The organism is Pseudoprevotella muciniphila (assembly GCF_003265305.2).
GTDB classification, from domain to species: Bacteria; Bacteroidota; Bacteroidia; order Bacteroidales; family Bacteroidaceae; genus Alloprevotella; species Alloprevotella muciniphila.
The window spans coordinates 125,917-152,415 of record NZ_CP033459.1 but is presented as its reverse complement, the minus strand read 5'-3'; the positions used below and the strand labels follow the sequence as shown (position 1 = coordinate 152,415).

Sequence of the window (26,499 nt, the reverse complement as noted above, 5' to 3'; positions counted from 1 at the left end):
GAGCAAAATAATCCGAATGAAAAGACATATCATCCATAAGGCGGTTTTTCCGCTTGCTATACCGCAATTTATTCTCCTTTTCGTCCTATTGTTTGCTGTTATTCCAGCAAGTGCTCAGGATGACGAGTTAGTCGATAAATTCAACCCCATCATGACAGCGGTAATATCGCAAAGCATTACCCCTGATGCTCGCGCGGGAGGTATGGGCGATGTGGGTGCTGCAACTGATCCTGATGTTCATTCACAGGCTTGGAATCCTGCCAAATATCCATTTGCCATAAGCCGAGCAGGTGTAAGTATAGATTATACACCTTGGCTTCGCCAACTCACCGAGGGCATCAATCTTGTTAATGCCGCAGGTTATTACAGAATCGGCGACTATAGTGCTGTAAGCGCCTCCATCAGATACTTCTCGTTAGGTGAGGTAACGACCAATGATGACAACATGACTGTTAAGCCCTACGAGTTCTCTATTGATGCGGCATATTCTCGCATGCTGTCAGAGACTTTCTCTGCAGCCGTTGCCTTGCGCTATATGTATTCCGACCTTAGCGGCCACTACGATGACAACACGAAGCCTGGCTCTGCATTTGCTGCCGACATTGCGCTCTACAACCAAAGTTATCTTAATATCGGACAACGTGAATGCCAATTAGGCTTAGGTTTGAACATCAGTAATATAGGTAGCAAAATCAACTATGGCGAAGACCGTTCCTACTTCATTCCCACCAATTTGCGTTTAGGTGCAAGTTTGATGATTCCCTTTAATGAATTCAACCGCTTTACGATAGCCTTCGATGCAAATAAACTGTTGGTACCTTCGCGTCCCTTGCAGAAAGCGGATGAAAGCGATGAGGACTACAACCAGCGCATTCAGGATGAATACCACGATATGTCTTCCATATCAGGAATCTTCAAGAGTTTCAGCGATAATGAAGATGGTTTTAAGGGAGAATTAGAAGAAATAAATTTTGGTATCGGCCTGGAATACACTTACAATGATAAATTTACACTTCGCGGCGGATATCATCATGAAAGCGAATCACAAGGTGGCAGAAGTTTCTTTACGGTTGGCGCAGGCTTCAGAATGAATGTACTTGCTATTGATGCCGGTTATGTAATTGCGACAAACCCCAATATCAACGCACTTGACCAAACATTGCGTGTCTCTCTCTCTTTCGACTTTGATGGCATCAAAGAACTGTTTGGAAGGAAATAGCAAAAATAAAAAAATGATTTTCAGAAGATAAAGTAAAAATAGAACATTTTTATTATCATTTCCTGTATGCGCTTTTTTGCGTCATGCAGGAATAGTGTTTTTAGTAAAGATTCTATAGAATTATGAGAATAGGATTTGGATTTGATGTTCATCAACTTACAAAAGGCAGAAAGTTGATTATAGGTGGCATTGAGATTGAACATGACCTTGGATTACTTGGACATTCTGATGCAGATGTATTGATTCATGCCATCTGCGATGCTTTGCTGGGTGCAGCCAATCTTCGAGATATAGGTTTTCACTTCCCCGACACGGATGAGCGCTATAAAAACGTTGATAGTAAGATTTTACTAAAAGAGACAACGAGATTATTGGTCAAGAAAGGCTACCGTATTTCAAACGTCGATGCAACAATTTGCGCAGAACGCCCTAAACTTAATCCGCATATTCCAGCAATGCAAGTTACCTTAGCCCCATTGATGGGCATTTCGGAGGACGACATCAGTATTAAAGCCACTACGACAGAGAAACTCGGCTTCACTGGCAGACAGGAAGGCATATCAGCCTACGCTGTCTGTTTGATAGAAAAAATATAAGACCAGGTTGAGCAAATTCAAACTACATAGCAACTATGCACCTACGGGCGACCAGCCTGATGCCATCCGACAACTCACGGAAGGCGTTCAGGCGGGACTTCCTGCACAGACATTACTTGGCGTTACGGGAAGCGGCAAGACCTTTACCATTGCCAACGTTATAGCCAACATTGGTAAACCCACACTGGTTCTCAGTCATAACAAGACACTCGCCGCCCAACTCTATGCCGAATTCAAGAGTTTCTTTCCTGAGAACGCTGTGGAATACTATGTGAGTTACTATGACTATTACCAACCTGAAGCCTATATTGCTTCGACAGACACTTACATAGAGAAAGACCTTGCCATCAATGAAGAAATAGATAAACTGCGTTTGGCAGCCACTTCTGCCCTTTTATCTGGAAGAAAAGATGTAATTGTTGTTTCATCTGTTTCTTGCATCTACGGCATGGGAAACCCCTCTGCCTTTTATGAAAATGTCATAGAACTTCAGTCGGGACGTCCTTACGTTATGACTCGCCTGTTGCGGCAACTTGTAACAAGTTTATATGTACGCAATGACGTTGCACCACAGGCGGGAAATTTCCGTGTTTCAGGAGACACAGTGGATATATATCTGGCATATAGTGATGACGTACTTAGAATCTCATTTTGGGGTGACGAGATTGATAGTATTGAAGAAATAGACCGCGACACCGGTTATAGAAAAGCGTCTTTCAACGACTACAAAATTTATCCAGCCAATTTATTCCTCACATCTAAAGAAACACAGGAACTTGCAATCAGAGAAATTCAGGACGACCTTGTAGAACGTGTGTTTGAGTTGGAGTCAATGGGTAAGCAGATTGAGGGTAAGCGTCTTAAAGAAAGAGTGGAATACGACATCGAAATGATTCGAGAACTGGGGCATTGCTCCGGTATTGAAAACTACAGCAGGTATTTCGATGGCAGGAAACCAGGCACACGTCCTTATTGTCTGCTTGATTTTTTTTCAGAGGATTTCCTTGTTGTCATTGATGAGAGTCATGTCAGTGTTCCACAAATTCGCGCCATGTATGGTGGCGACCGCAGTCGTAAGACAGCCCTTGTTGAATATGGTTTTCGTCTACCTGCCGCTCTTGACAACCGTCCCTTGAAGTTTGAAGAATTTGAAGAAATGGCGAAACAAATTATATTTATCAGTGCGACACCTGATGAATATGAATTACAACGTAGTGAAGGTATTGTCACAGAACAAGTGGTCCGGCCAACAGGTCTTCTCGACCCGCCTATCGAGGTGCGTGACACCGACTACCCTGTTGACGACCTCATGGATGAAATTCAAAATACAATTCAGCGAGGAGAGCGTATACTTGTTACCACACTTACAAAGCGCATGGCTGAAGAATTGTCAGAATATCTTCTAAACAGTGGTGTGCATACAGCCTACATTCATAGCGATGTGGATACTTTAGAACGCGTGCAAATTATGGAAGACCTGAGGAAAGGCATTTACGATGTTCTCGTTGGTGTGAATCTTCTTCGTGAAGGTCTTGATTTACCTGAAGTTTCGCTTGTTGCCATTCTTGATGCTGACAAAGAGGGGTTCCTTCGTTCTCACAGGTCTTTGACTCAGACTGCCGGACGTGCAGCACGTAATGTCAATGGAAAAGTAATCATGTATGCCAAGCACATCACACAATCCATGCAAAAGACCATTGACGAGACCAACCGGCGAAGACAAATACAAATGTCGTACAACTCCGAGCACGGCATCACCCCCAAAAATGCGTTTAAGAGTACGACAAACGAACTGGCCAAGAAAAAGGAACAATATGATATCCTGAAATCTGCAAATCAGGATAATGAACCTTTTGTTGCAGCAGAATCTATTGCCGAATACATCACAGATAATAAACCGCTTGAAGCGCGCATTGCAGAAGTTGAAAAACAGATGAAGGCGGCAGCCAAGCAGATGGATTTTCTCACAGCGGCACAACTTCGCGACATTATGCTTGAACTTAAGGCTAAATTAGAAGAAAGTAAAGCCTAAATTGTCCTAAAACAACTTCCAATCGAAGCCCTTTCTGTAAAAGAAGCCTATTGACGTATTAGTGAAATTTTGCTACCTTTGCATCGTTTATGAAGGCATTAAGCAAAGCAGAAATACAACATAGATTATCAGGTCGCATCTTTGAACTACTTACAGATACTTGCGATTCGCTTGGATTGGAGTGTTATCTTGTAGGTGGATATGTTCGCGACTTGTTTTTAGAACGTCCTTGCAACGACATTGATGTTGTAGTTGTAGGCAGCGGCATAGTGATGGCAGAAGCATTTGCCAAGAACATTGGTAAGGGTTGCCATTTGTCCGTTTTCCGTAATTATGGCACTGCACAAGTAAAATGGAAAGGTCATGAGGTTGAATTTGTCGGTGCCCGCAAAGAAAGTTACCAACGTGGTAGTCGCAAGCCCATTGTTGAAGATGGCACTTTAGAGGACGACCAGAACCGCCGCGACTTCACTATCAATGCTATGGCTATTTGTCTGAACAAGGAGCGTTTCGGCGAATTGGTTGATCCTTTTGATGGACTACTCGACTTGGAAGACGGCATTATAGCCACCCCACTCAACCCGGATATCACCTTTAGTGATGACCCACTACGCATGATGCGGTGCATACGCTTTGCCACCCAATTGAATTTCATTATAGAAGATGAAACGTTCGATGCATTAGCCCGTAACAAAGAACGAATCAAAATCATCAGTGCTGAACGCATAATTGAAGAACTGAATAAGATTATGTTATCCAGCCAGCCTTCGCGCGGTTTTGTAGATTTGCAACGTTGTGGTCTGTTGGAACTGATCTTGCCTGAGTTGTCGGCGCTTGACATCGTGGAGGTTAAAAACGGCAGAGGACATAAGAATAATTTTTATCATACTTTAGAGGTTTTGGATAACATCTGCAAACAGTCAGACAACCTTTACCTTAGGTGGTCTGCTCTTCTGCACGACATAGGTAAACCCAAGAGTAAACGTTGGGATGCACTGATTGGATGGACCTTTCACAACCACAACTACATTGGTGAGAAGATGGTTCCTGAAATTTTTCGTCGTCTGAAACTGCCTCTTGACGACCGCATGAAGTATGTAAAAAAACTCGTTGGTCTTCACATGCGCCCCATAGCCATTGCAGACGATGAGGTTACGGATAGTGCAGTACGTCGTCTTCTTTTTGATGCTGGTAACGATATTGACGACTTAATGCTCCTTTGTGAAGCAGATATCACAAGCAAAAATGAAGTTCGTAAGAAGAACTTTCTTCAAAATTTCAAACTTGTACGGGAGAAACTTGTTGCAATAGAAGAAAAGGACAGAATCCGTAATTTTCAGCCACCTGTTAATGGCGAGGAAATTATGGAAATATTTGGACTTACTCCATGTCGCGAGGTCGGTGTCCTGAAAATGTCGCTCAAGGACGCCATACTTGACGGCATAGTTCCTAATGAACACGATGCCGCATTGCAGTATGTTATGGATAAGGCAGAAAAGTTAGGAATCAAGCCTAAAATAAGGAAGACATAGCAAAATTTGATAATAAAAACCAAATACGTTGTTTTTTTTCAACAAAAATAGAAAACCATTGTAGATTTTTGAGTTTTATTTGTATATTTGCGCACTACATTTGAAATTATAAATCAACAGAATAACAACTGAAAAAGAAATATGAAAAAAGCATTGTTTTGCTCTCTTCTCTGTGTTCTTGCCATATCATGTAAGAAAGATCAGGCTATGACCATGCCAGAAGCAGACAACCAGTATGTTGTGCAGGAAATCAGTTACTCCACAGCAGAAATGACCACTTTCTATCCTGCAACTATTAAAGGTCAGGAAGACATTGAGATTCGTCCTAAAATCAGCGGTTTTATCACTCGTCTTTGTGTTGACGAAGGCGCAATGGTTCATGCTGGTCAAACACTGTTTTTAATTGACGACGTCCAATATCGTGAAGCAGTACGTCAGGCTCAAGCGCAAATCAATGTACTGAATGCCAACATCAAGACACAGGAATTGACAATCAAGAATAAGCAAATTCTGTTCGATGAGGATGTCATCAGTAATTACGATCTGGATTTAGCCAAAAATTCACTTGAGAGTCTTCGGGCACAACTCGAGCAAGCACAGGCACAACTGGCAAGCGCTCGCGACAATTTGAGTTACTGTTCGGTTAAGAGTCCTGTAGATGGCATCGTTGGTACAATTCCTTATCGCCGCGGAAGTTTAGTTAGTGCATCTTCCCAACAAGCCCTGACAACTGTGTCGAACATAGGAAGTATGCATGTGTATTTCTCTATGACAGAAAAGGATTTGCTTTCGATGACAAGGAATGCTGGTGGAATTCAAGGTGCTATCAATCAGTTGCCCGGTGTTAGTTTGAAACTGGCTGACGGTTCTGATTACGGCATAACTGGAACTGTGACGACTGTAAGCGGTGTTATAGATCAAAACACAGGTTCTGTGCAAATGCGCGCCAGTTTCAACAATCCCAATCGGGTTTTAAGAAGTGGTGGAACGGCAACTATACTCTTCCCTATACACAACACACAAGCCATTATTATTCCACAAAAGTGTACTTACGAAATTCAGGATAAGAAATATGTTTATGTAGTTGGAGAGGGTAACAAAGTGAAGAGTCGTGAAATTACAGTAATGTCACAGAATGATGGTACGAACTATGTTGTAACTACAGGTTTGCAACCGGGTGAACGTATCGTTGCGGATGCAGTAAGTAATCTCAAGGACGATATGGTTATCAAGCCCATCACTCAATCGCAGGCTGATGCTAACAGAGCCCAGGCAGCGGAATTTCTCAAAGACCCGATGAGTCAGTCAAAGAAGACAGACAAGAAGTAAAGTTTCTAATATACATTTGCTATCATCTAAGCCAAAGACATCCTTTAAAGGATTATCTTTCAGTTATCAACAAGACTTTACCCAATGAAATTAGATGCATTTATACAAAGACCTGTTCTCTCAACGGTAATCTCTATATTTATAGTTATATTGGGACTATTGGGATTGATTTCGCTCCCAATTACCTCCTACCCAGATATAGCACCGCCAACAGTATCTGTACGAACCACCTATGCTGGTGCAAATGCGCAAACAGTGCTTAATGCAGTGGTAGCACCACTCGAAGAGCAGATAAATGGTGTTGAGAATATGGACTACATCAGTTCTACTGCATCCAACACAGGTTCCGCTAACATCACTATAACATTCAAACAGGGCACTGATCCAGATATGGCAGCCATCAACGTACAGAACCGTGTGTCGATGGCTCAAGGACTGATGCCGGCAGAAGTAACACAAGTGGGAATTATCACTCAAAAGCGTCAGAATAGTTACTTGATGGCATTCTCACTTTATGACAAGAGCGACACTTACAGCACTGAATTTATTGAGAATTATGCAAAAATCAACCTTATTCCACAGATTCAGCGTATCCAAGGTGTAGGTGATGCTAATGTGATGGGTGCTGACTACGCACTTCGCATTTGGCTCGACCCAGAGAAAATGGCAGAACACCATTTGATGCCTTCAGACGTTTCAAGTGCTTTGGCATCTCAAAACCTTGAAGCCGCCCCCGGTAGTCTTGGTGAACGCGAAAATCAGACGTTCGAATACGTATTGAAATACAAAGGTCGTCTTCAAGAGATTTCCGAATTTGAAGAAATCGTGATTAAAGCAAAAGCGTCAGGCGAGTTATTGCGGTTAAAAGACATTGCAAAAATCGAATTAGGGCGCGTAACCTATGCCTTTACATGTAAAGTTGATGGCCATAGTGCGGTTACATGTATGGTCATGCAGTTGGCTGGATCAAATGCAACCGAGGTTATCAGTAACATACAGAAAGAACTTGAACTCGTAAAAGCAACTTTGCCCAGTGGTTTGGATATCAACGAAACAATGAACATGAACGACTTCTTGTTTGCTTCAATACACGAAGTTGTGAAAACACTCATTGAAGCCTTCGTTTTGGTATTCCTTGTGGTTTTTGTATTTCTTCAGGATTTTCGTTCTACTATTATCCCTTCCATAGCAATCCCCGTTGCGTTGATTGGTACTTTCTTTGCTTTGTATAGCATTGGTTTTAGCATCAACCTGTTGACTCTGAATGCTCTTGTATTGGCCATTGCCATTGTGGTGGACGATGCGATAGTGGTGGTTGAAGGTGTGCATGCGAAATTGGACCAAGGCTACACATCACCTATGAAGGCATCTATTGATGCCATGCGCGAATTGGGAGGTGCCATCATATCTATCACATTGGTGATGATGGCTGTGTTTATTCCTGTAAGTTTCATGTCAGGAACATCAGGTACATTCTACCGTCAATTTGGTCTGACAATGGCTATAGCCATTGGATTCTCCGCGGTAAATGCGCTCACGCTCTCTCCTGCCCTCTGTGCTATATTCCTTAAAGTTCATGACAAAGAGAGTTCGCTTGGTGACCGAATGAAGACAGCAGGAAAAGAGGCTGCTAACATCATGAAGGAGAAATACAAGCCCAAGAGACTGTTTAGCATTTCGAACAAAGTTACATGGTTGTTAATTATAGCAACTATTGTATGCATGGTTCTTGGACTTTTCGAATTCGAGAACGTAATTACAAGTTCTATTGCATGTGCTATAGCATTCTTTGCATTAATTGGCATGTTCTCTAAGAAATTTGCGATTGGGTTTAACAACAGTTTTGACAAAATGACCTCACGCTATCGAAAAGGTGTTGAGCGTTTTGTCAAAAAACCTATTTTAACGATATTATTGGTTATAGTTAGTATAGTCGGATTGGGATATATGATGATTATTACACCCAACTCTCTGGTCCCGAACGAAGACCAAGGTGTTATTATGGGTGCTTTGTCTATGCCTCCTGGTACATCTCAGGACCACACAGACCACGTTATTTCTCAGGTGGACAGTATGCTTTCAGCAAGTCCGGCAATATTGAGCCGTACATCTATATCCGGTTTCTCCATGATGGGTGGACAAGGTAGTAGTTATGGTACGTTTATTATAAAACTGAAACCTTGGGAAGAACGCAACATTGTAGGCAGATCAGACATGGTGGCTGGTATGGCTTTCCTTAAATCGCGCGATGTATTCAAGGATGCACAAATATTCTTCTTCCAACCTCCTATGATTCCTGGTTATGGTGCATCATCGGGTGTTACATTAAACCTACAAGACCGTACAGGCGGAGATTTGAATAAATTCTTCGAAGTTGCCAATAATTTCTTGGATGAAATGAGGAAACGCCCTGAAATTCAACAGGCTCAAACAAACTTCAATCCGAATTTCCCGCAATACATGATTGACATTGATGCCGCAGCCTGTTTGAAGGCAGGTATTCAACCCAACTTGGTTCTAACGACACTTCAAGGATATATCGGCGGTATGTACGTATCCAACTTCAACCGTTTCGGTAAGATGTATCGTGTGATGCTTCAAGCCCCCCGTGAAGATCGTGTCAATACAGAATCACTTAAGAAAATAAAGATTCGCAATGGTGATGAAATGGCTCCGATTACACAGTTCATGAACATTAAGAAAGTGTATGGTCCGGACAATATCACACGTTTTAATCTTTACACAAGTATTTCTGTTAATGGAACTCCAAGTACCGGTTACACTTCCGGCGATGCTATCCAAGCAGTTCGTGAAGTTGCAGAGCAACATTTGCCTCAAGGATATAGTTATGAGTTTTCAAGCATATCACGCGAAGAAGCAAGTACAACAAATACTACCGCTATAGTATTTTTGCTTTGCTTCGTATTCATCTATCTTTTGTTGAGTGCTCAATATGAAAGTTATCTTCTGCCTTGGGCGGTATTGTTATCTGTACCGTTCGGTCTTGCAGGCAGTTTCTTGTTCATTCAGGGCGTTGGCGGTGTGAACGACCTTATCAACCTCATAATTGGCCAGCAACTCAATCTTTTGGGCAGTGCATCGAATAATATATATGTACAGATTGCGTTGATTATGCTTATGGGTCTTCTCGCAAAGAATGCCATTCTTATTATCGAGTTTGCCCTTGACCGTCGAAAGATGGGTATGAGCATCAAGTGGGCGGCCATCAATGGTGCCGCTGCTCGTCTTCGCCCGATTCTTATGACATCATTCGCGATGATTATTGGCCTTCTTCCTATGATGTTTGCCACAGGTGCAGGTTCGAATGGTAACCGTTCGCTTGGTGCCGCTTCTATCGGTGGTATGCTTATAGGTGTGATTTTCCAGATATTTATAGTACCGGCGTTATTCTTCATCTTCCAGAGCATTCAGGAGAAGTTCAAGCCAATGACATGGGAAAGCGTTGACAGAGAAGACATAAAGGCTGATCTTGAGCAATACGCAGGATAATAGTACTAAGGTGGAGTGTTATGTATATCGTTTCTACCCCACCTCAACAGAATAACTGACCATTTTTTGCAAACGACAACAAAACAGCAATAATGAAGAAACTAATATACATTTCATTAGGACTTCTCTTCCTCAATGGTTGCAAATCAGCAAAGAAGGCATACGACCGTCTTTACAGCGACTATGTGGAGACTTACGAACTACCTACAGGCAACAATCTTTACAGAGATACTGCCTCAACGGACGGGTATTTGGCGTTGGGCGACACTGTCAATTTTGGTAATACGCCATGGCAGCAAGTGTTTACCGACCCCAAATTGCAGTCTTTGATTTCTCGAGCCATCGAGCAGAACACAAATATGAAGGTGGCTGACGAAACTATCTATCAGGCTTCGCAAGGTCTGAAAGTATCTCGCATGGCATATTTGCCACAAATAGTATTCTCTCCACAAGGTTCTTTGTCAAGTTTCGACCTTGGTGCAGCAGTAAAGACATATTCATTACCTTTAAGTGTGTCATGGCAAGCCGATGTGTTCGGAAATCTTCGCAATGCCAAGAAACAAAGCGAGATGACTGTTCTTCAGGCAAAGGCTGCCAAACAGGCTACACAAACGAGCATTATTTCGACTGTAGCCAATCTTTATTACACACTTATTATGCTGGATGAGCAACTGGAAACGACAGAGCAGACTTTGGCAATCTGGAAGAAGAATGTGGAGGTGATGAAACTTATGAAAGAGGCCGGCATAACGAATAATGCTGCAGTTTCACAAGCGCAAGCCAACTACATAGAATTGACATCTTCTGTTCCTACCCTAAAGAAGAGCATTCGTGAGACAGAAAATGCCATTTGTTACATCATGCATGAGAGTCCTCATTCTATCAGCAGGGCTTCCAGTTTTAATGCTGCAGGTTACCCGCGCAAAATTTCTGTAGGCATTCCCCTTCAGTTGTTGTCCTGCAGGCCTGACGTGAAGATTGCAGAACTTCAGATGGCTTACGCTTTTTATGGCCGGAACAAGGCAGAAGCCGCATTCTACCCCAACATCACACTCAGCGGTACGCTCGGTTGGACAAACAGCGCAGGAACGGTTTCGCTCAATCCCGGAAAGATGCTTGCCAATGCCGTAGCGCAAATAGTTCAGCCCCTGTTTATGAAAGGACAGTTGACAGCCAACCTTCACATCAGCGAATCGGAACAACGAAAAGCGCAACTGAACTTTGAAGATGCTTTGCTCAATGCCGGTCAGGAAGTGAGCAATTATCTGATGGCATACCAAACGGCTATCAACAAGGAAGAAATCCGCAGGAAAGAAGTTGCAGAACTTGAACTTGCACTGAAACGCACGAAATTGCTTTTCACACATACAGCAAGTACATCGTATCTCGAGAAACTGACAGCAGAATCGAGTCTGCTCAATGCTCAGTTATCTCTCACTAATGACAAGTTTGAACGCATTCAGGCTGCAATCAATCTATATGCGGCACTGGGTGGCGGACGCGAATAACAGAATCAACAGAACATTCCCATAACAGCAGACAATCAGAAGAAATATGATATCTCCAAAAGCAATCATAGAAGATGGTGCCAAGATAGGCGCAAATGTTGACATTTATCCTTTTGCATACGTTCAGAAGGACGTGGTGATTGGAGATGGTTGCGTGATTTATCCTCAAGCCAGTATTCTTAACGGCACTCGCCTTGGTGAGAACAACCAGGTTTTTCAGAATGCCGTAATCGGCGCGATGCCTCAAAGTTTTCATTTCAAGAAAGGTGACCCCGTGCGCGTTACGATTGGCAACAATAACATCATCAGAGAGAATTGCGTCATTGCTGGCGGCTACGAAGCAGAGAAGGGCACTTCTATCGGGAACGACAACTGCCTAATGGACCGCGTTCACCTCTGTCACGACAGTCAGATAAAGAACCGCTGCGTCCTTGGCATCAACACTATATTGTCGAGCCGTGTAGAGATTGACTCCAACACCATCCTCTCCAATAGCACAATTTGCCAGGTGGCAGTGAAAATAGGCAGATATTCGCTCATCCAGAGCGGCTGCCGCGTGCAGAAGGACATACATCCATACATCATTATAGGGGGCAACCCTGCAAGTTATCGCGGTGTGAATGAAACCATACTGCAACGCACAGGATCAGACGAGCGCATCATACGTCACATAGGCAATGCGTATAGACTCGTCTATCTCGGCAATTTCTCGCTCGAAGATGCCATCTTGCAGATTAAAGACCAGATACCGCCAAGCGAAGAGATAGACTACATCACCAACTTTATAGAAAACTCCTCTACAGGTATCGTAAGGAATATCGAAGAATAACAGCGAAATTTCTAAAATAAAAAAAGTACCGATGCTTTTGCATCGGTACTTTTTTTGAATTTGCTTTTTGATTAGTTGGGAATGGTCGGTGTTACACCGAATTCCACTTCGTACATATCCTTGCAATTTGACATTTCGCTGATGGTTGCTTCGTCGAGTGTATTCAGACCGAGAGCGTTCATGTCTTCCTTGAATTCCTGAACCATTTGTGGTGTCATCAGATGGTAGTATGTGCCATAGTCGCCAATCTGCAGTGCGATTGTGCGGAAGAAGCCCCACTGTTCAAAGTATGGAACGAGGTTGTAGCCTGTCAGGCGTGAACACTTCCTTATGAAGTTGAAGATGAACGGAACAGTGTTTGTGTTCTTGCTGACATTTCCTGAATTAAGGTAGTTTCTGGTTATCCAGCATGAAGAAGGATATTTGCTTCTGAATTCTGAGTAGCGGCTTCCCTTGTTGCTGTTCTGTATGCTTGCAATATATTCATACTTGTCTACTCCGTCAGTTTTCTCTATATCTGAACCACCTTCATTGTCCATTCTGCGCAAAGATTCATAGAGGTCCTGCGAGAAGTCTGCTCTCCAATTTCTGCTTGCATAGAGATAAAGCATGACGAAAGGTGTGAGTGCCTCTCCACCAAGTTCACTGTGGGAGATTCCAAGCATACGGTTTGTTATGGTGTAGTTTGTTCCGCCGAAATTCCATGTGGCTGCAGTATTGTCGTTTGCCGGGTGTATGATACTGTCGGTCATGAAACCGGCAAGTTTCTTATAATCATCACAGTGGAAATTATTGCGTGCGTTGTATGCCAGGTGGCGGGCAGAAGAAACAGTTGTACCACCGCTATATGGCGAGTCGTCTAACATCTTTTCCCTACCAGTTTCCCAATATCTGTCGCCGGGTTTTCCGCCTACTTTGTATCCCATGGCCTGTACATTATAATAGGAGTTCATATTGTTTGAAACTTCGCCCAGAGAACCCCAGCAGAAATATGGTTGCATCTGATGCTGGTGTCCCCATTCGTGGGAAAGTCCCCAGATGGCATCACCATCATTATACATTAACGTTCTGCAGTTGAGCACGCGCTCCTGCTGTGTCCAGACGAAAGACACACCATAATATCCTTGGAACATATAATAAGTATAGTTCACGTATGCCATAGTATGGTTTGCCGGAACTCTTCCATACTTTTCAAATCCTAAAAATCTATGTTCCCAAGCAATAAGTGAGTCGAGGAGGTTGATATATTGGGTAAAACCTTTGGTGGCATTCGAACTTGTTTTACAATGTTGGTACAGTCCGTAAGCTTTTGCAGATAAACCTTGGTCGCTTACGGCTTCTCCTTTTGCTTCCCATACTGAGTGAACCTTGTCGCCCACTACATCTATACATCTATTTGGTGCCACTCTACATAACTGGTACATTTCATTATTAGACAAAGATTTGTTAAGATAGCCATTCACTTCACCATTAATGAAGTGTACTTTTATGTCCGGATACTTTGTCTTGTCGGGCTGTCCATAAATATTGTAACAAATGTATGCAAGACCATCAAAATCGCTTGTATATTCTATCGTATTGAGACCATTGCGTAGTGTAAATTCATATACGGCAGGTCCACCGCCTTTAAGTTCGTATTTACCTTCGCCATTCTTTTCTGCCTTTATCTCTTGGCTATACCATGCCACTACGCGTAACGATACACTCCCCATAGCTGCCGGAATGCCGCTTACGGCTATAGCGTGTGTACCTTTCTTGATATTTATTCCTGTTACACCTTCACAGTGGTCATAATATTTACCAGGCGCATTCCACAGATCACTCAAATACTCCGGAGAACTATAGCAAGAGTATTCTGCCACACGATATTTGGTTGAATACTCGTTGTTAAACATCTTCGTTGCAAGCGATTTGATAAAAGGATTTGATAAAGAGTCGATAGATGCTGCCGTTACGTCCGGGCGGAGTTCGCTATACACATCATCTGCGAATATGGCAAATTCGTGCTTCGCATCATTGCTTACAGCACGGAACTGCATTTCTGCACAGCTTGCAAATGTTCCTGCTCCACTTTTCACTTTGAAAACAACTTGTGTCGGGTTCAAGAGCCCTCCGTCGAATGTAATTGTGCTCGGTGAAGATGATTGATTGAAGTTGTATGTACCATAGAGTGTGGATGTACCACCTTTAAGCGTATAATATACTTCAACTTCTCCAAAATTTCCATTCGTTCCAGAGCTTGAGCTACGTGGAACATAAGTTACATAGTCAATTCTCTCGACATTTGTAAAATTGTATGTAAGTATCGCAGGATTACTGGCACTTACGCCACCCGACCAATTGGAGTGATAGATTGTACTTAGGTTACCATCCAGTGTGAGCGAGATGTCGGATGAGCCTTGATGTGTATTATCTGAAGCAGAAGAAGGTGTGATTTCATCATCTTTGGGTATATCGGCAGCAGAACCATCCTCTGCCTGAACGATAGTAAGTATTTGGCTGACAGTCTGTTCTGCATTTACGAATGTGATTTTCGCTGTTCTGCTTGAGAAGTTATAGTTGGCATCTACATGTAGATAGACTTCACGATTGGAGCCTTTGAAAATTGTTACCCAATCAGCATTGCTTGTGATTTCGATATCATTGAGTTCCAGATTTCCACCGACAGTGTAACAAAGCGTGCGTTCGTTATAATCGATTGACTGACTGTGTGGCACAACAATTACAGGAGCCACTGAAGCGTCAACCTGGGCATTAACAGGAGTTGCAGAAAAGAGAACCGTTGCAAGCCCTAATGCAACTAATATATTGTTTATCTTTTTCATTTTCTTATAAGTGATTAAGATGTTTAATTTTCAAAGAAGCACTTTTTTTCCGTTGACAACATAGATTCCGTTTGGCAGTTTTACTGTTATGCTTTTTTCAACTGTTCCTCCCCATACTTTTCTACCTCCTGCATCAAAGATATTAACAGGTTGAGTACCAGTGAGAGACGTTATGACAACACTCCCTGCAGATGGTTCTACAAGAATACGTTCAGATTTTTCAACATCTGCTGTTGCCTGTGAAATACCAGTAAGTTCTGAACCTATAGCAAACGGTGCGCTTACAAAATTATAGTCTGCGAAATAACCGAGCGAGTGCGTCAAGCGCAGGATACATCTTTCATGATTTGTAAAGAAAACATATTTACCTGTGGTTAGCACATAATCGCCTTCGCCTGTTGATGTATTATATGCAACGAGAGGTGCACCTTCCTCATTTTCAGAAATATCCAAGATTGTCAGGGTACTCTGTGCACGTCCGTTGCCATCGTAGCGATAGTTGGCAAGGTTCATGATGTAATCAGTGTTGCTGCGTTCATCATAATTGGGGCAAACCTGAACATTTGTAATTCTGTTGCCATTTTCATCTACGATGATGAATGGCAATTGTGGTCCAACAACCATATATTTAGGACGTGCCGTCGTCTTTGGCAAAGCACGGAAATAAAGTCTGTTTCCAGAGATGTCGTAGAACATGAGATTTGTTGAATTCTGAAGCATCGAAGTCATTTCGTTGCCAGCAACACTTACATTCTTGAGTTTTGTCAGCGCCGTCACGTCAAGTTCGTTTATGGAATTGTTGTTCAAGAACAAATCGGACATAAGCGTACAATTAGAGACATCAACCGTTGTCAGGTTATTGTCAGCAGCGTTTAGCACCGTCAATGCGTCAGCGGCATACGAAGAAGTCTTAACAGACACATTTGTCAACCCGATACCAGACACATCAGCATAGTCTAATTTAGAAAAAGCATTCAGGTATGCCCTTGAAAACTTGTTTCGGGCGGCTCTGAGATATTGCAAATTGGCATGTGAACCTGTAAGATTCAGAACTGTCGAATTGGCAATGTTAGTCAGTTCGTTATCTGATATATCAAGTGTTTCCAGCGCGGGGACTGTTGTATTTCTGAGGTCAATCCTTCCACTAAGTTTGTTTCCTGAAACATTCAGGTCTTTAAGTTTTGTCAATCCTTTTACGTCGATAGCAGTCAACTCATTGTTCTGTGCATAAATGCTCTGCAAGTATGTAGCATTCGAAACATCAAGACTCGTAATTTGCTGTCCAGAGCAAATCAGTGTAGTAATGTATTTGCTGCCGGTGAGTTTTATTGTCTGGCCCTGCAAAGTACCAGTCATGGTGCGGAGTTTTTCGTCTCCGGTGTTGTAGGTTGTAGTTGTCCCCCCACCCCAATCGACAGTAACACCGTCGAAAGTGTGGTTAACCTTGAGAGTAACCTGTTCCCCAACTGCTTTTGAGGTGGTCATTGTAATTGTCTGTTCCTGCGCCATAATTTGTAGTGTCAAAACCGCACAAAGACACAGAACAGATAAGAATTGGTACTTATTTCCCATGGTTCTTAATAATAATTATTCGTTAGTATTTTGATTTGATTTTACTTATTATAAGTTCTTTGCTTAAACATCAAACAGTATGACAAACCTGTCTTTTCACGTTTACTTTCCAGTTTGCAAAATTAACAATAATATTCTTATACGAATTATTTTTATAAAAAAACATGCACCCTTGTATTTCTTTTATCTTCAAAATTCTAATAAAAGAAAAAAAAATCGTAATTTCGCGTTTGAAATGTGCGACTATGGCAGGTATAGCCATGATGCTTTAATATGTGTATAAACACAACTGCCTGCACTTCAACATATATCAATAACTTATCCAAAACAATAGCACAAAAATGAGTTTTCTCTCAAAGATATTCAGAAGGAAACAAAAAGAGGAAGAAGTTGGTTGGCGCGTTGGTGGCATGGAGGACTTCATGATGCTTATTCGTGTTTACTACCAATCTCTGATGGCCAACAATCTCGGTATCACTAATTTGGCAGCCCTCCCCGACCTCCGAATTTTCAAGCAGACACTACACGTTACGACAGTGAACAATCGTCTTGGTCTTGGAGAAAAAAACAAGAGCAAGAAGATGCTTATGGACATCTATGGCATCAGCGATGGTTTTTTCAAGGAAATTGATGCGAGTGTAAAGAAAGGTTGCAGGAATATGCAGTCGATGCAGCAATATCTCTACATGTTTCAGGGTTTCAGTCAGGAATTGATGATGCTTATGGGCAACCTGATGAAATGGAAATTCCGCATGCCGGGCTTCATGAAAGGCACACTTCGTGCCATGACAGAAAAGACGATTCATGACATCATGACCAAAGACAGGTGGAAAGACGACGGAGTACGCAAGGCTGTTGCTGCTGTACGCCAATATCAGCGTCAGTTGAACTATTCTGAGGAATGGATGACAGAATACGTATTCAACGTGATAATGCTTGCCAAGAAAGAGCCAAAGGCAGATGAGAAAGCAGAAGAGTTAGCAAAACAAAAGAAAAAATAACCTAAGAAGTGCTTTTCAGTGCTTCACATCTGGTTATCAATGACTGCCAAGATTATATTCTTCTCTTATTGTTAACATTCTTTCTCAATTTTGTCGTGACACCCAGCGAAGAAAAAATACTCAAAAGATTTGAGACGCGTGTTCGCCAATTAATGTTGTCTTATAAGGAACTGCAAAATGAAAATGCGTCCCTTCGCAACACTATTGGTGCACAACGTGTCATGCTCGACGAAAAGGAGAATGCTCTTTCTTTGCTACAAAAGGAGTACAACACACTTAAATTAGCCAGAGTTATCGATGTGGGCAGCGATGACCTAAAAGACGCGAAATTGCGCATTTCAAAACTTGTGCAAGAGATTGACAAGTGCATTGCTGCGGTAAACATTTGATTTCACATCCTGTCAAGTTGTCAATAAAAGATTACATAAATGGAGGACAAAATTGCTATCAACCTGTTAGTTGGCAAACAAATATATCCAATAACCGTACTGCGAGAACAAGAAGAAGTATATCGTCGTGCTGCAAAACTCATCAACGAGAGGTTGAGCCGCTATCAAACCAAATATCCTGGTCAGAATTACGAAAAATACCTGAGCATCGTACTCCTTGATTTAGCAGTTCGCGCTGAATCCTTGGAAGAAAGTAAGGATGCGGAACCTATCATAGAAAAGTTGGTCAAACTGAATGAGGAATTGGAAGAAACTCTTAATGTGCGCCACGAATAAATAATATTTAACAACATCAATCACAATATAAACACTATAAATCAATGTTAGAAATCATTATCGGTGCAACTTGCCTAATTTTGGGCGGCATCATAGGATATGTCTTGTTCAGATATGTTCTGAAAGGCAAATATAACACCATGCTTCAAAATGCAGAAAAAGAAGCAGACGTTATCAAAGAGAAAAAAATGCTTGAGGTAAAAGAGAAATTCCTCAACAAGAAATCTGAACTGGAGAAAGAAGTTCAGCAACGCAAGCAAAAAATTTCTCAAGTTGAAAACAAATTAAAGCAGCGGGAAATCAGCCTCAACCAAAAACAAGAGGACCTTTCACATCGCAAACAAGAACTTGACAATCAGCAGAATAAACTGGATGGCCAGAAACAGGTTCTCGCGAAGAAAGAAGAAGAACTTGAAAGAATGCAGTTGCAAGAGCGCGCAAAACTTGAAGAATTAAGCGGTCTTTCTGCCGAAGAAGCAAAAGACAGATTAGTACAATCAATGAAAGAAGAAGCACGAACTTCTGCACAATCTTTCATAAACGAGATTATGGATGATGCCAAGATGACAGCCAATCTTGAAGCAAAAAAGATTGTCATAAAAAGCATCCAGCGTGTAGCCACAGAAACAGCCATTGAAAACAGTGTTACTGTATTCCACATCGACAATGACGAAGTTAAAGGTCGCATCATCGGTCGTGAAGGTCGCAACATCCGTGCCCTCGAAGCAGCAACAGGTGTAGAAATCGTTGTTGACGACACTCCTGAGGCTATTGTAATAAGCGCTTTCGACCCTGTTCGTCGTGAAGTATGCCGTCTGGCTTTGCACCAACTCATCTCCGATGGTCGCATTCATCCTGCTCGCATTGAAGAAGTTGTGGCAAAGGTTAAGAAACAAGTTGAAGAAGAAATCATAGAAACAGGAAAGCGCACCGCCATTGACCTTGGTATTCATGGTTTACATCCTGAACTCATTCGCATTGTAGGCAAGATGAAATATCGTTCTTCATACGGACAAAATCTCTTGCAGCATGCCCGCGAAACTGCGAATCTTTGTTCTGTAATGGCGGCTGAATTGGGCTTGAATCCAAAGAAAGCCAAGCGTGCGGGTCTCCTTCACGATATAGGCAAAGTGCCCGATGAAGAAAGCGAACTCCCCCATGCTCTTTACGGTGCCAAACTGGCAGAGAAATACAAAGAAAAGAATGAAATTTGTAATGCCATCGGTGCTCACCACGATGAAATAGAAATGACCACACTCATTGCTCCTATTGTGCAGGTATGCGATGCTATCAGTGGTGCACGTCCCGGCGCACGCCGAGAGATTGTTGAGGCATATATCAAGCGTTTGAACGATCTTGAAAACATTGCGTCGAGTTATCCTGGCGTAACCAAGACCTATGCAATACAGGCCGGTCGTGAGTTGCGCGTCATTGTAGGTGCTGACAAGATTGATGACAAGCAGATAGAAGGTTTGAGTAATGACATTGCTAAACGAATTCAAGACGAGATGACGTATCCCGGACAGGTTAAGATAACTGTCATTCGCGAGACACGCGCGGTGAGTTACGCAAAGTAAAAGTAGTTAAAAGAATTATCGTTTGTGGTAATAATTGCATAACCACAAGCGATTTTCTTTTTATGTGTAAGTGTTTAAGAAAGCGTTTCTATCATAATCATAAGATGAGGAAATTATTATCATTTATAAGCATCTGTTTTCTTTCCGTAAACATTTATGGACAGGACGCATGGTGGCGCATGCGAGAAAATGTGACGTACGAACTGGAAGGTCAGTTCACGGGTGCTATCCATGCCAATCCATTTTGGCTTCAGGCAAACAAGCATGGCATGTCGAGCACAAAAAACATAAATGGCTTTGTTTCGGCAGGCATATTCCGCGATGCAGAAAAAGTTGATTCCGGATATAACTGGTCCATCAGTTATGGACTTCAAGCCGCTATCGCGGGTAATTACTCATTCTTTCCCATAAAACTGCGCCAGGCATATATGGATATCAATTACAAAACCATGCGCATATCTATAGGCAGTAAGGAACGCCCTATGGAGATGAAAAACAACCGCTTAAGCACAGGTAGTCAGACTTTTGGCATCAATGCACGCCCTATATTTCAGGCACGTATAGAATTGCCACATTATTGGCAGCCATTCAGAAACCTCAATTGGTTAGCCATAAAAGGACATTTTGGTTACGGTATCATGGTGGACACTTGGTGGCAAAAAAATTATCTTGACAATGGCAAACACTACGTTTCATGGCCACTATATCACAGCAAAGCAGGATACTTAAGAATTGGTAACGAAGAGCGTTTCCCGCTTGTTTTTGAAGGTGGCTTAGAATGGGCAACAACATTTGGTGGTAAAGCACATAACGTAAGCGACATTCCTGGTTACAATTATAGTATAGGTTACGGACCTAAGCAATGGTTACGAGCCATATATGGCGGCGGTAGCGATAAGAGTGATGGCAATGGTTATTCAAATGCTGCAGGAAACACGCTTGGCAGTTGGCTTTTCAGTCTGAGTTACAAGGGTAAAGGTTGGAAAGTGCGTGGATATTACGACCATTTCTTTGAAGACCAGTCACAACTGTTTCTGGAATATGGTTGGAAAGACGGCCTTTACGGTTTTGAATTCACGCTTCCTAAGAATAGATTCGTTAAAAGCATAGTTTACGAATACATATACACCAAAGATCAAAGCGGTCCCGTATATCATGACCATACTGCGGAGATTCCGGACCAAATCAGCGGTATAGACAATTATTACAACCATAGTTCCTACCAAGGCTGGCAATATTGGGGTCAGCCCATTGGCAACCCGCTCTATTATACAGCCCTATACAATGACGATGGCACTCTTGCCATCAAAGGAAACCGCTTTACAGGACACCACATTGGAATAGAAGGTGAGCCTACTAAAGAGATTGACTATCGTGTGCTATATACCCACACCAAGAACTATGGTCGATACGACGCGCCATATACAGACCCGAAATACAACAACAGCCTGCTTTGTGAAATCAACTACAAGCCCGAACACCTGAAAATCGGTAAATTCAACCTCGACGGCTGGTCGGCAGGCATTGGCATTGCATACGACCATGGCAAACAAATTGGCAACAACACAGGTGTGCAGATAACAGTTAAGAAAACAGGTTGGCTGTACCGATAAACAGATATTTCCTTATCAAAATTTAAAGATATCACCGTGAGAATAATACAATATATAATCATAGCATTTTTTGCTCTTTTTACTGTATTTTCATGCCAAAAATACACTAATGAAGATACTGACGGACAATGGCAACTTATTTCATTGACCTTGAACGATGATTCTACAGAGATAGACAAAAAGGCGGAAAGAATCATGTGGGCCTTCCAACTCGACCTGCTTCAGATTAGGGCTTTTGCACCACAAACGGAAGGAACGCCAGATTACATTGTGGCACGATACAGAAATCAAGGCGATTCGCTTCACATCACTTCTACCTATTACCATTTCCGCGACCGAGACAGCCTTTATACCGACCCTGCACAAACCATACTTGAGCCTTTTGGCATTCACGGCAATGCCACAAGTTACAAAGTGGAACGGCTCACAGACAACGAAATGGTTTTACGCTCGTCTTATTGGCTGTTGCGTTTCAGGAAATATTGATTGGCAATAGTTGTAGTATCAATTTATAAGTATGGTTAAACTCATAATTTTTGACTTTGACGGTACACTTGGGGATACTCAAAGTTTGATTGTGAGTACGATGCAAGCAACATTGAAAGCCGTCGGGCTCCCCATTGTTTCTGCGGAAGAATGTGCTTCCACCATTGGTTTACCGTTAAAAGAATGCTTTACACACTTGATGCCGATGGATGATACGACGGCAAGTCATTGTGAGAAGACATACCGAGAAATATTTTCAGAGAAAAACAAACAAATGAAAATTTCATCATTCCCTCATGTCATAGAAACCCTGAAAACACTACATGAGAAAGGAATGGTTCTCACAATTGCCAGTAGTCGCGGACACGAATCATTGGACGATTTCGTTCGTGACATGAAATTGGAATCATATATCAGTCTTGTCTTGGGTGCAGAAGATGTCAAGAAAGCCAAACCAGATGCCGAGCCTGTGCTGAAAACACTAAAGGCACTTCATTTCTCTCCAGATGAAACACTCGTTGTAGGCGACATGACCTACGACATACTAATGGGAAAGAATGCCGGCACAAAAACATGCGGTGTGACGTATGGAAACGGAAAGGCAAGCGAACTGCGTGATGCAGGAGCAGATTATATCATAGACAAACTCGCGCAACTACCTGGCTTGCTGTTTTAACATTAGTCCTATTGACAGATTTGGTTTAATAAGTAAAACAAAGAACCTTAAAGGAATACGATTACGGAGTCCGAGAATTCAAACTAATTCTTGAAATTCCAGGAGATGCCGAGGCGGAGAACCATTTGGTTTAATGGATGATGGGGTACATAGAAGGGATAACCTGTTCCGGAGGAATGGTTGAAGTGGGATGCCATTACGTAGAAACGTGTGCGTTTCAGGCTGAAATTGACGTAGGCATTAAGTTGAGGATAGTTGCCCACTTTTATCCTTGTTGCTTCGTCCTGAACTGCATATTGCCCTATCATGGGTGAATATGCCAATCCATAATACTTTGTGAAATAGCGGAGATCTACTCCAAGTTTGGTTTGCAATACCCTTGCTATGCGGAAATCGATGTAGAAATTTGAATAGACATTGAATTTGGGCAATGGGAGAATGTCATCGTCAGAACTCGACTGGTAGGTGAGTTCGTTGTACCAGTTGAAGATACCGAAATGGAACTTGTGTTTGAGTTGCGCTGATATGATTTTCAGGTTTTTGCTACTTTGGCGCACTCCTACTCCATAGAGTAAGAGATTGTCTGCGGTTGTGCTTGTAGATTCGGCAAAATAGACATAGTTCTGCAGGTCCTCTACAGCAACAGTAAGTTTTGTATCCTTGAATTTCAGTTCCGCTCCTATCCTCGTGCTGAATATTTTTTTATAGTCTTCATTGTCCCACCATGCGTTTCTACCATGATAGTGTTCGTAATAGAATGCAGGGAGTTCGTTGCGGATATGACCGAAGAGACCTAAACGCAACGTATCTTTCCAGAGCGGTAGATTTAGGTCGGCATTGGCATGTACGAAAAATTCTCCGAAGTTGCTTCCGTCTGTTCGAGTTTCGCCCGATACGTTGTAGTGGAAATAATGTCCCTGGCGTTTTGAAAGTCGTGCTCCTATGCTGATGAAATGGCGTGTCCATTTGTCAGTTCCACCATCGAGTGCCGGCATGGAAAACTTCTGGAATTCGTACGCTGCAAAAATGGAAAGCCCGGACTTTACCCATTTGCTGAATCCCTCGTTAATATCAAGGGCGAACGTGTTGTGTACGCTTATGAACTTGGTCAGGTCGTTAGCAGAGTCGTTGGGAAGATAAAAGTCATTGAAATAATCGGTGCTATAAGCATTCATGTTGTCGTTGGATATGAAGCGTCGATTATTTGTCTGGAATTTCAGCGTATGTACTAAACCAATGACGGGTACGAACTGCCTTTTGAATTGCAGGCTGTCGATAGAATTCTGATTGGTACGTTGATTTGCTTGCAGAGTATTGTCTATTGTATCAGTTGTAAGAGGCTGGGTTGCTGTTATGCTGTCGGCCACAGTGAGTTTTCCTACTGCATTAGCGAGTTTCTTGCCTAACAACTCATTGGCAGTTTCTGTTCTTACGACACGTCCTTTGGCATCGAGCGTACGATGGAATCCGATATTATAGCGATGCGTAAGATAGAAGGTATTGAGGTGCATCTTGTTCCACGTCTTACTCAGCCGAACGGGCATATCACTGGTGCTGTAACTTGTGGGGAACGCCTCTGGGTTGGTGATATATGTATCGTCTTCAAGCCCGCCATTTTCTGTAAGTTTGAGATAGTTTGTACTGAAATGTGCATGAAGTTGGTAACGTTCTCCGATGTATGTGCCAAACAACGTACCGTTCATTTCAGAGTTAGCCTGTCTGTCATAATAGCCACGTCCGTAGAGATAATCGAAGATAAAACCAAAACCTAATCTTTTATTTACGTTTGTGGCAAATTTTGCCGTAAAGCGGTCTTCACCATTCGTTTTATTACCACATTCGTGGTAGGTAAGATTGGTGAATGGCGATTTGGTATTGGTATAGACTATCTCTTCAGGTGTTCTTAGAAAAAAATCGTAGGGATTGGTGAAAATAAAATCATTTGCAGGTAAGGCTGATTTTTGTGTGAAATAAAGGCGGCTATACCTTGCGGCACCGAGATTGCCAGTGGTGGTGTACTGTCCATTTCTTCCTTCTGTAAAGGCATCATTCTGAAAGCCTTCTGACAGTGTATCCATCGAAGTCGGAAGGATTGTTCCTAACCTCTCATCCACTTTCCAAACATAGATTCCTTCTGGCACATCTTCTTTTTGCACAGAGTCTGTGCGTCCTGCAAAACGATCGAGATCTTCATCATCTGGTGTCAGGATGCGCTGCGCATGAAGTTGATGGCATCCAATTACGAGGATGAAGAGCGCTATGAAAGAACTATATCTTATTATATTCACGAGATAAATAATACTTTATGAAATCAAGTGCAAAAATAATGCATATTGCGTGAAAAGCAAAATCACCAATCAAAATGACTGGTGATTGTTTCTTTACTTTCGCGGAAAGTGAGGGATTGATTTCATCCATCACTGCGCTCCCGCGGGGTTCCTTGCAAAAAAAATCACAAACATCGCTCAAGCAAGCTTGGCGCCTTTTTTGTGATTTATTTAGCGGAAAGTGAGGGATTCGAACCCCCGGTACGACGTAATGCGTACACCGCATTTCGAGTGCGGCTCTTTCGACCACTCAGACAACTTTCCTTTAATGTGGTGCAAAAGTAGATAAAAAAATTCGACTATTGCACCGTTTGAGTTTTATTTTTCTTATTTTTTTGCGTTAAGTCCTTTAAGTACTTCTTCTGTTATGTCATAACCTTCGTCGGCATAAAGAATATTAAGTCCTGACTTGGCAAATACCATTGAATATTTGTTGTCCTTGTTATACTCTTTGAGGAAGTCTTGGATTTTGTTAGTAAAATTCACTGTATTAAGTGAGTCGCGCTTTGACAGGGCTGCAAGATCCTTTTGGTATTGAGCAGCAGCGCTTTGTCCTTCTTTTTCCAAACCGGCTTGTATCTGCGCTGCTTTTTGCTGTGCGGTATTAGGATCGAGTTTGCCGCTTTGAACCTGTTGTTGTAGAGGTGCTATTTGCTGTTGGAACTTTTTTTCGAGGTTTTGTGTAACAGATGCTGCTGCTTTTTCTATCCTTTCACGCTCTGCTTTCATTTTCTCCATTTCCTGCACGTATGGTTCATAGTTTGTTAGCAAAGAATCAAACTCCACATAGGCAAATTTTACTGATTCTTGCTTTCCATCAGCCTTTTCAAGTCCTGCTGCCGGTTTTACTTTGTTTCCTTTTTCTGTTTTTTCTTCACCGCCGCATGATGAGACGAGTGCCACGGCCATGAACAAAATGATTAACTTTTTCATTTTCAATGTTTTATTTTTTAGTTTTTATTTTATTGCTGTTTATTGTTTTTATTTCATCTTCTACCACACAATTAATACCTTTATCATTGAGTGGTTTATTACCTTTGATGTCAGTATGTACAAATTCCTTGCCAAAAAAGAGTTTTACACTCAGCAAAGCGAAGCATATTCCAACTATAATTAATATGGCGAGAAATGGGTTCAAATCG

The 26,499-nt window shown here is 42.2% G+C and carries 19 protein-coding genes and 1 tRNA gene; 15 read left to right on the top strand and 5 right to left on the bottom strand.

The window, feature by feature from the left end:
* The first annotated feature begins 16 nt into the window (after positions 1-16).
* The 8 genes from porV (at position 17) to lpxA (ending at position 12,555) form a co-directional block, all read left to right on the top strand.
* Positions 17-1,219, top strand: a complete 1,203-nt coding sequence (porV, locus tag C7Y71_RS00665; RefSeq protein WP_146739448.1) for a type IX secretion system outer membrane channel protein PorV — start codon at positions 17-19, stop codon at positions 1,217-1,219.
* Positions 1,220-1,341: 122 nt separating this feature from the next.
* A complete protein-coding gene (ispF, locus tag C7Y71_RS00660; protein WP_111898722.1) occupies positions 1,342-1,815 on the top strand; it encodes a 2-C-methyl-D-erythritol 2,4-cyclodiphosphate synthase in 474 nt (157 codons plus the stop codon).
* 7 nt (positions 1,816-1,822) lie between these two features.
* A complete protein-coding gene (gene uvrB / locus C7Y71_RS00655) occupies positions 1,823-3,847 on the top strand; it encodes an excinuclease ABC subunit UvrB (protein ID WP_111898721.1) in 2,025 nt (674 codons plus the stop codon).
* Positions 3,848-3,936: 89 nt separating this feature from the next.
* Positions 3,937-5,379, top strand: a complete 1,443-nt coding sequence (locus tag C7Y71_RS00650; protein WP_111898720.1) for a CCA tRNA nucleotidyltransferase — start codon at positions 3,937-3,939, stop codon at positions 5,377-5,379.
* 141 nt (positions 5,380-5,520) lie between these two features.
* Positions 5,521-6,708 carry an efflux RND transporter periplasmic adaptor subunit gene (locus C7Y71_RS00645; RefSeq protein WP_111898719.1) on the top strand — a complete coding sequence of 396 codons (1,188 nt, stop codon included), beginning with the start codon at positions 5,521-5,523 and terminating at the stop codon, positions 6,706-6,708.
* An 84-nt stretch (positions 6,709-6,792) separates the two neighbouring features.
* Positions 6,793-10,218 carry an efflux RND transporter permease subunit gene (locus tag C7Y71_RS00640; protein WP_111898718.1) on the top strand — a complete coding sequence of 1,142 codons (3,426 nt, stop codon included), beginning with the start codon at positions 6,793-6,795 and terminating at the stop codon, positions 10,216-10,218.
* 92 nt (positions 10,219-10,310) lie between these two features.
* Positions 10,311-11,726 carry a TolC family protein gene (locus tag C7Y71_RS00635; RefSeq protein WP_111898717.1) on the top strand — a complete coding sequence of 472 codons (1,416 nt, stop codon included), beginning with the start codon at positions 10,311-10,313 and terminating at the stop codon, positions 11,724-11,726.
* 46 nt (positions 11,727-11,772) lie between these two features.
* Positions 11,773-12,555, top strand: a complete 783-nt coding sequence (gene lpxA, locus C7Y71_RS00630) for an acyl-ACP--UDP-N-acetylglucosamine O-acyltransferase (RefSeq protein WP_111898716.1) — start codon at positions 11,773-11,775, stop codon at positions 12,553-12,555.
* Positions 12,556-12,626: 71 nt separating this feature from the next.
* On the opposite strand, the gene C7Y71_RS00625 is transcribed toward lpxA, so the two are convergent.
* Positions 12,627-15,380, bottom strand: a complete 2,754-nt coding sequence (locus tag C7Y71_RS00625) for a M60 family metallopeptidase (protein ID WP_111898715.1) — start codon at positions 15,378-15,380, stop codon at positions 12,627-12,629.
* Between the two features lie 30 nt (positions 15,381-15,410).
* A complete protein-coding gene (locus C7Y71_RS00620) occupies positions 15,411-16,865 on the bottom strand; it encodes a leucine-rich repeat domain-containing protein (RefSeq protein ID WP_151908874.1) in 1,455 nt (484 codons plus the stop codon).
* A gap of 428 nt (positions 16,866-17,293) precedes the next feature.
* On the opposite strand from C7Y71_RS00620, the gene C7Y71_RS00615 reads away from it, so the two are divergent.
* The 7 genes from C7Y71_RS00615 (at position 17,294) to C7Y71_RS00585 (ending at position 23,030) form a co-directional block, all read left to right on the top strand.
* Positions 17,294-17,953 (top strand): hypothetical protein, encoded by a 660-nt coding sequence (locus C7Y71_RS00615; protein ID WP_111898712.1) that lies wholly within the window; start codon positions 17,294-17,296, stop codon positions 17,951-17,953.
* A gap of 8 nt (positions 17,954-17,961) precedes the next feature.
* On the top strand, positions 17,962-18,342 hold the full coding sequence (locus C7Y71_RS00610; protein ID WP_111898711.1) for a hypothetical protein: 381 nt from the start codon (positions 17,962-17,964) through the stop codon (positions 18,340-18,342).
* Positions 18,343-18,381: 39 nt separating this feature from the next.
* On the top strand, positions 18,382-18,678 hold the full coding sequence (locus C7Y71_RS00605) for a cell division protein ZapA (protein WP_111898710.1): 297 nt from the start codon (positions 18,382-18,384) through the stop codon (positions 18,676-18,678).
* Between the two features lie 44 nt (positions 18,679-18,722).
* Positions 18,723-20,255 carry a ribonuclease Y gene (rny, locus tag C7Y71_RS00600; protein WP_111898709.1) on the top strand — a complete coding sequence of 511 codons (1,533 nt, stop codon included), beginning with the start codon at positions 18,723-18,725 and terminating at the stop codon, positions 20,253-20,255.
* A 104-nt stretch (positions 20,256-20,359) separates the two neighbouring features.
* Positions 20,360-21,868: a capsule assembly Wzi family protein gene (locus C7Y71_RS00595; protein WP_146739446.1), complete on the top strand. Its 1,509-nt coding sequence runs from the start codon at positions 20,360-20,362 to the stop codon at positions 21,866-21,868.
* A gap of 36 nt (positions 21,869-21,904) precedes the next feature.
* Positions 21,905-22,354: a lipocalin-like domain-containing protein gene (locus tag C7Y71_RS00590; protein WP_193215930.1), complete on the top strand. Its 450-nt coding sequence runs from the start codon at positions 21,905-21,907 to the stop codon at positions 22,352-22,354.
* A 31-nt stretch (positions 22,355-22,385) separates the two neighbouring features.
* On the top strand, positions 22,386-23,030 hold the full coding sequence (locus tag C7Y71_RS00585) for an HAD family hydrolase (protein ID WP_111898706.1): 645 nt from the start codon (positions 22,386-22,388) through the stop codon (positions 23,028-23,030).
* Between the two features lie 83 nt (positions 23,031-23,113).
* Here the strand turns inward: C7Y71_RS00585 and C7Y71_RS00580 are convergent, their stop codons facing one another.
* From C7Y71_RS00580 to C7Y71_RS00570, 3 genes are all read right to left on the bottom strand, one after another.
* The gene (locus C7Y71_RS00580; RefSeq protein ID WP_193215929.1) at positions 23,114-25,318 is read right to left on the bottom strand and encodes a putative porin; all 2,205 of its coding nucleotides are present in this window, start codon (positions 25,316-25,318) and stop codon (positions 23,114-23,116) included.
* Positions 25,319-25,532: 214 nt separating this feature from the next.
* Positions 25,533-25,621 (bottom strand) — tRNA-Ser (locus C7Y71_RS00575).
* A gap of 63 nt (positions 25,622-25,684) precedes the next feature.
* Positions 25,685-26,290: an OmpH family outer membrane protein gene (locus C7Y71_RS00570; protein ID WP_111898704.1), complete on the bottom strand. Its 606-nt coding sequence runs from the start codon at positions 26,288-26,290 to the stop codon at positions 25,685-25,687.
* Positions 26,291-26,499 lie beyond the last annotated feature (209 nt).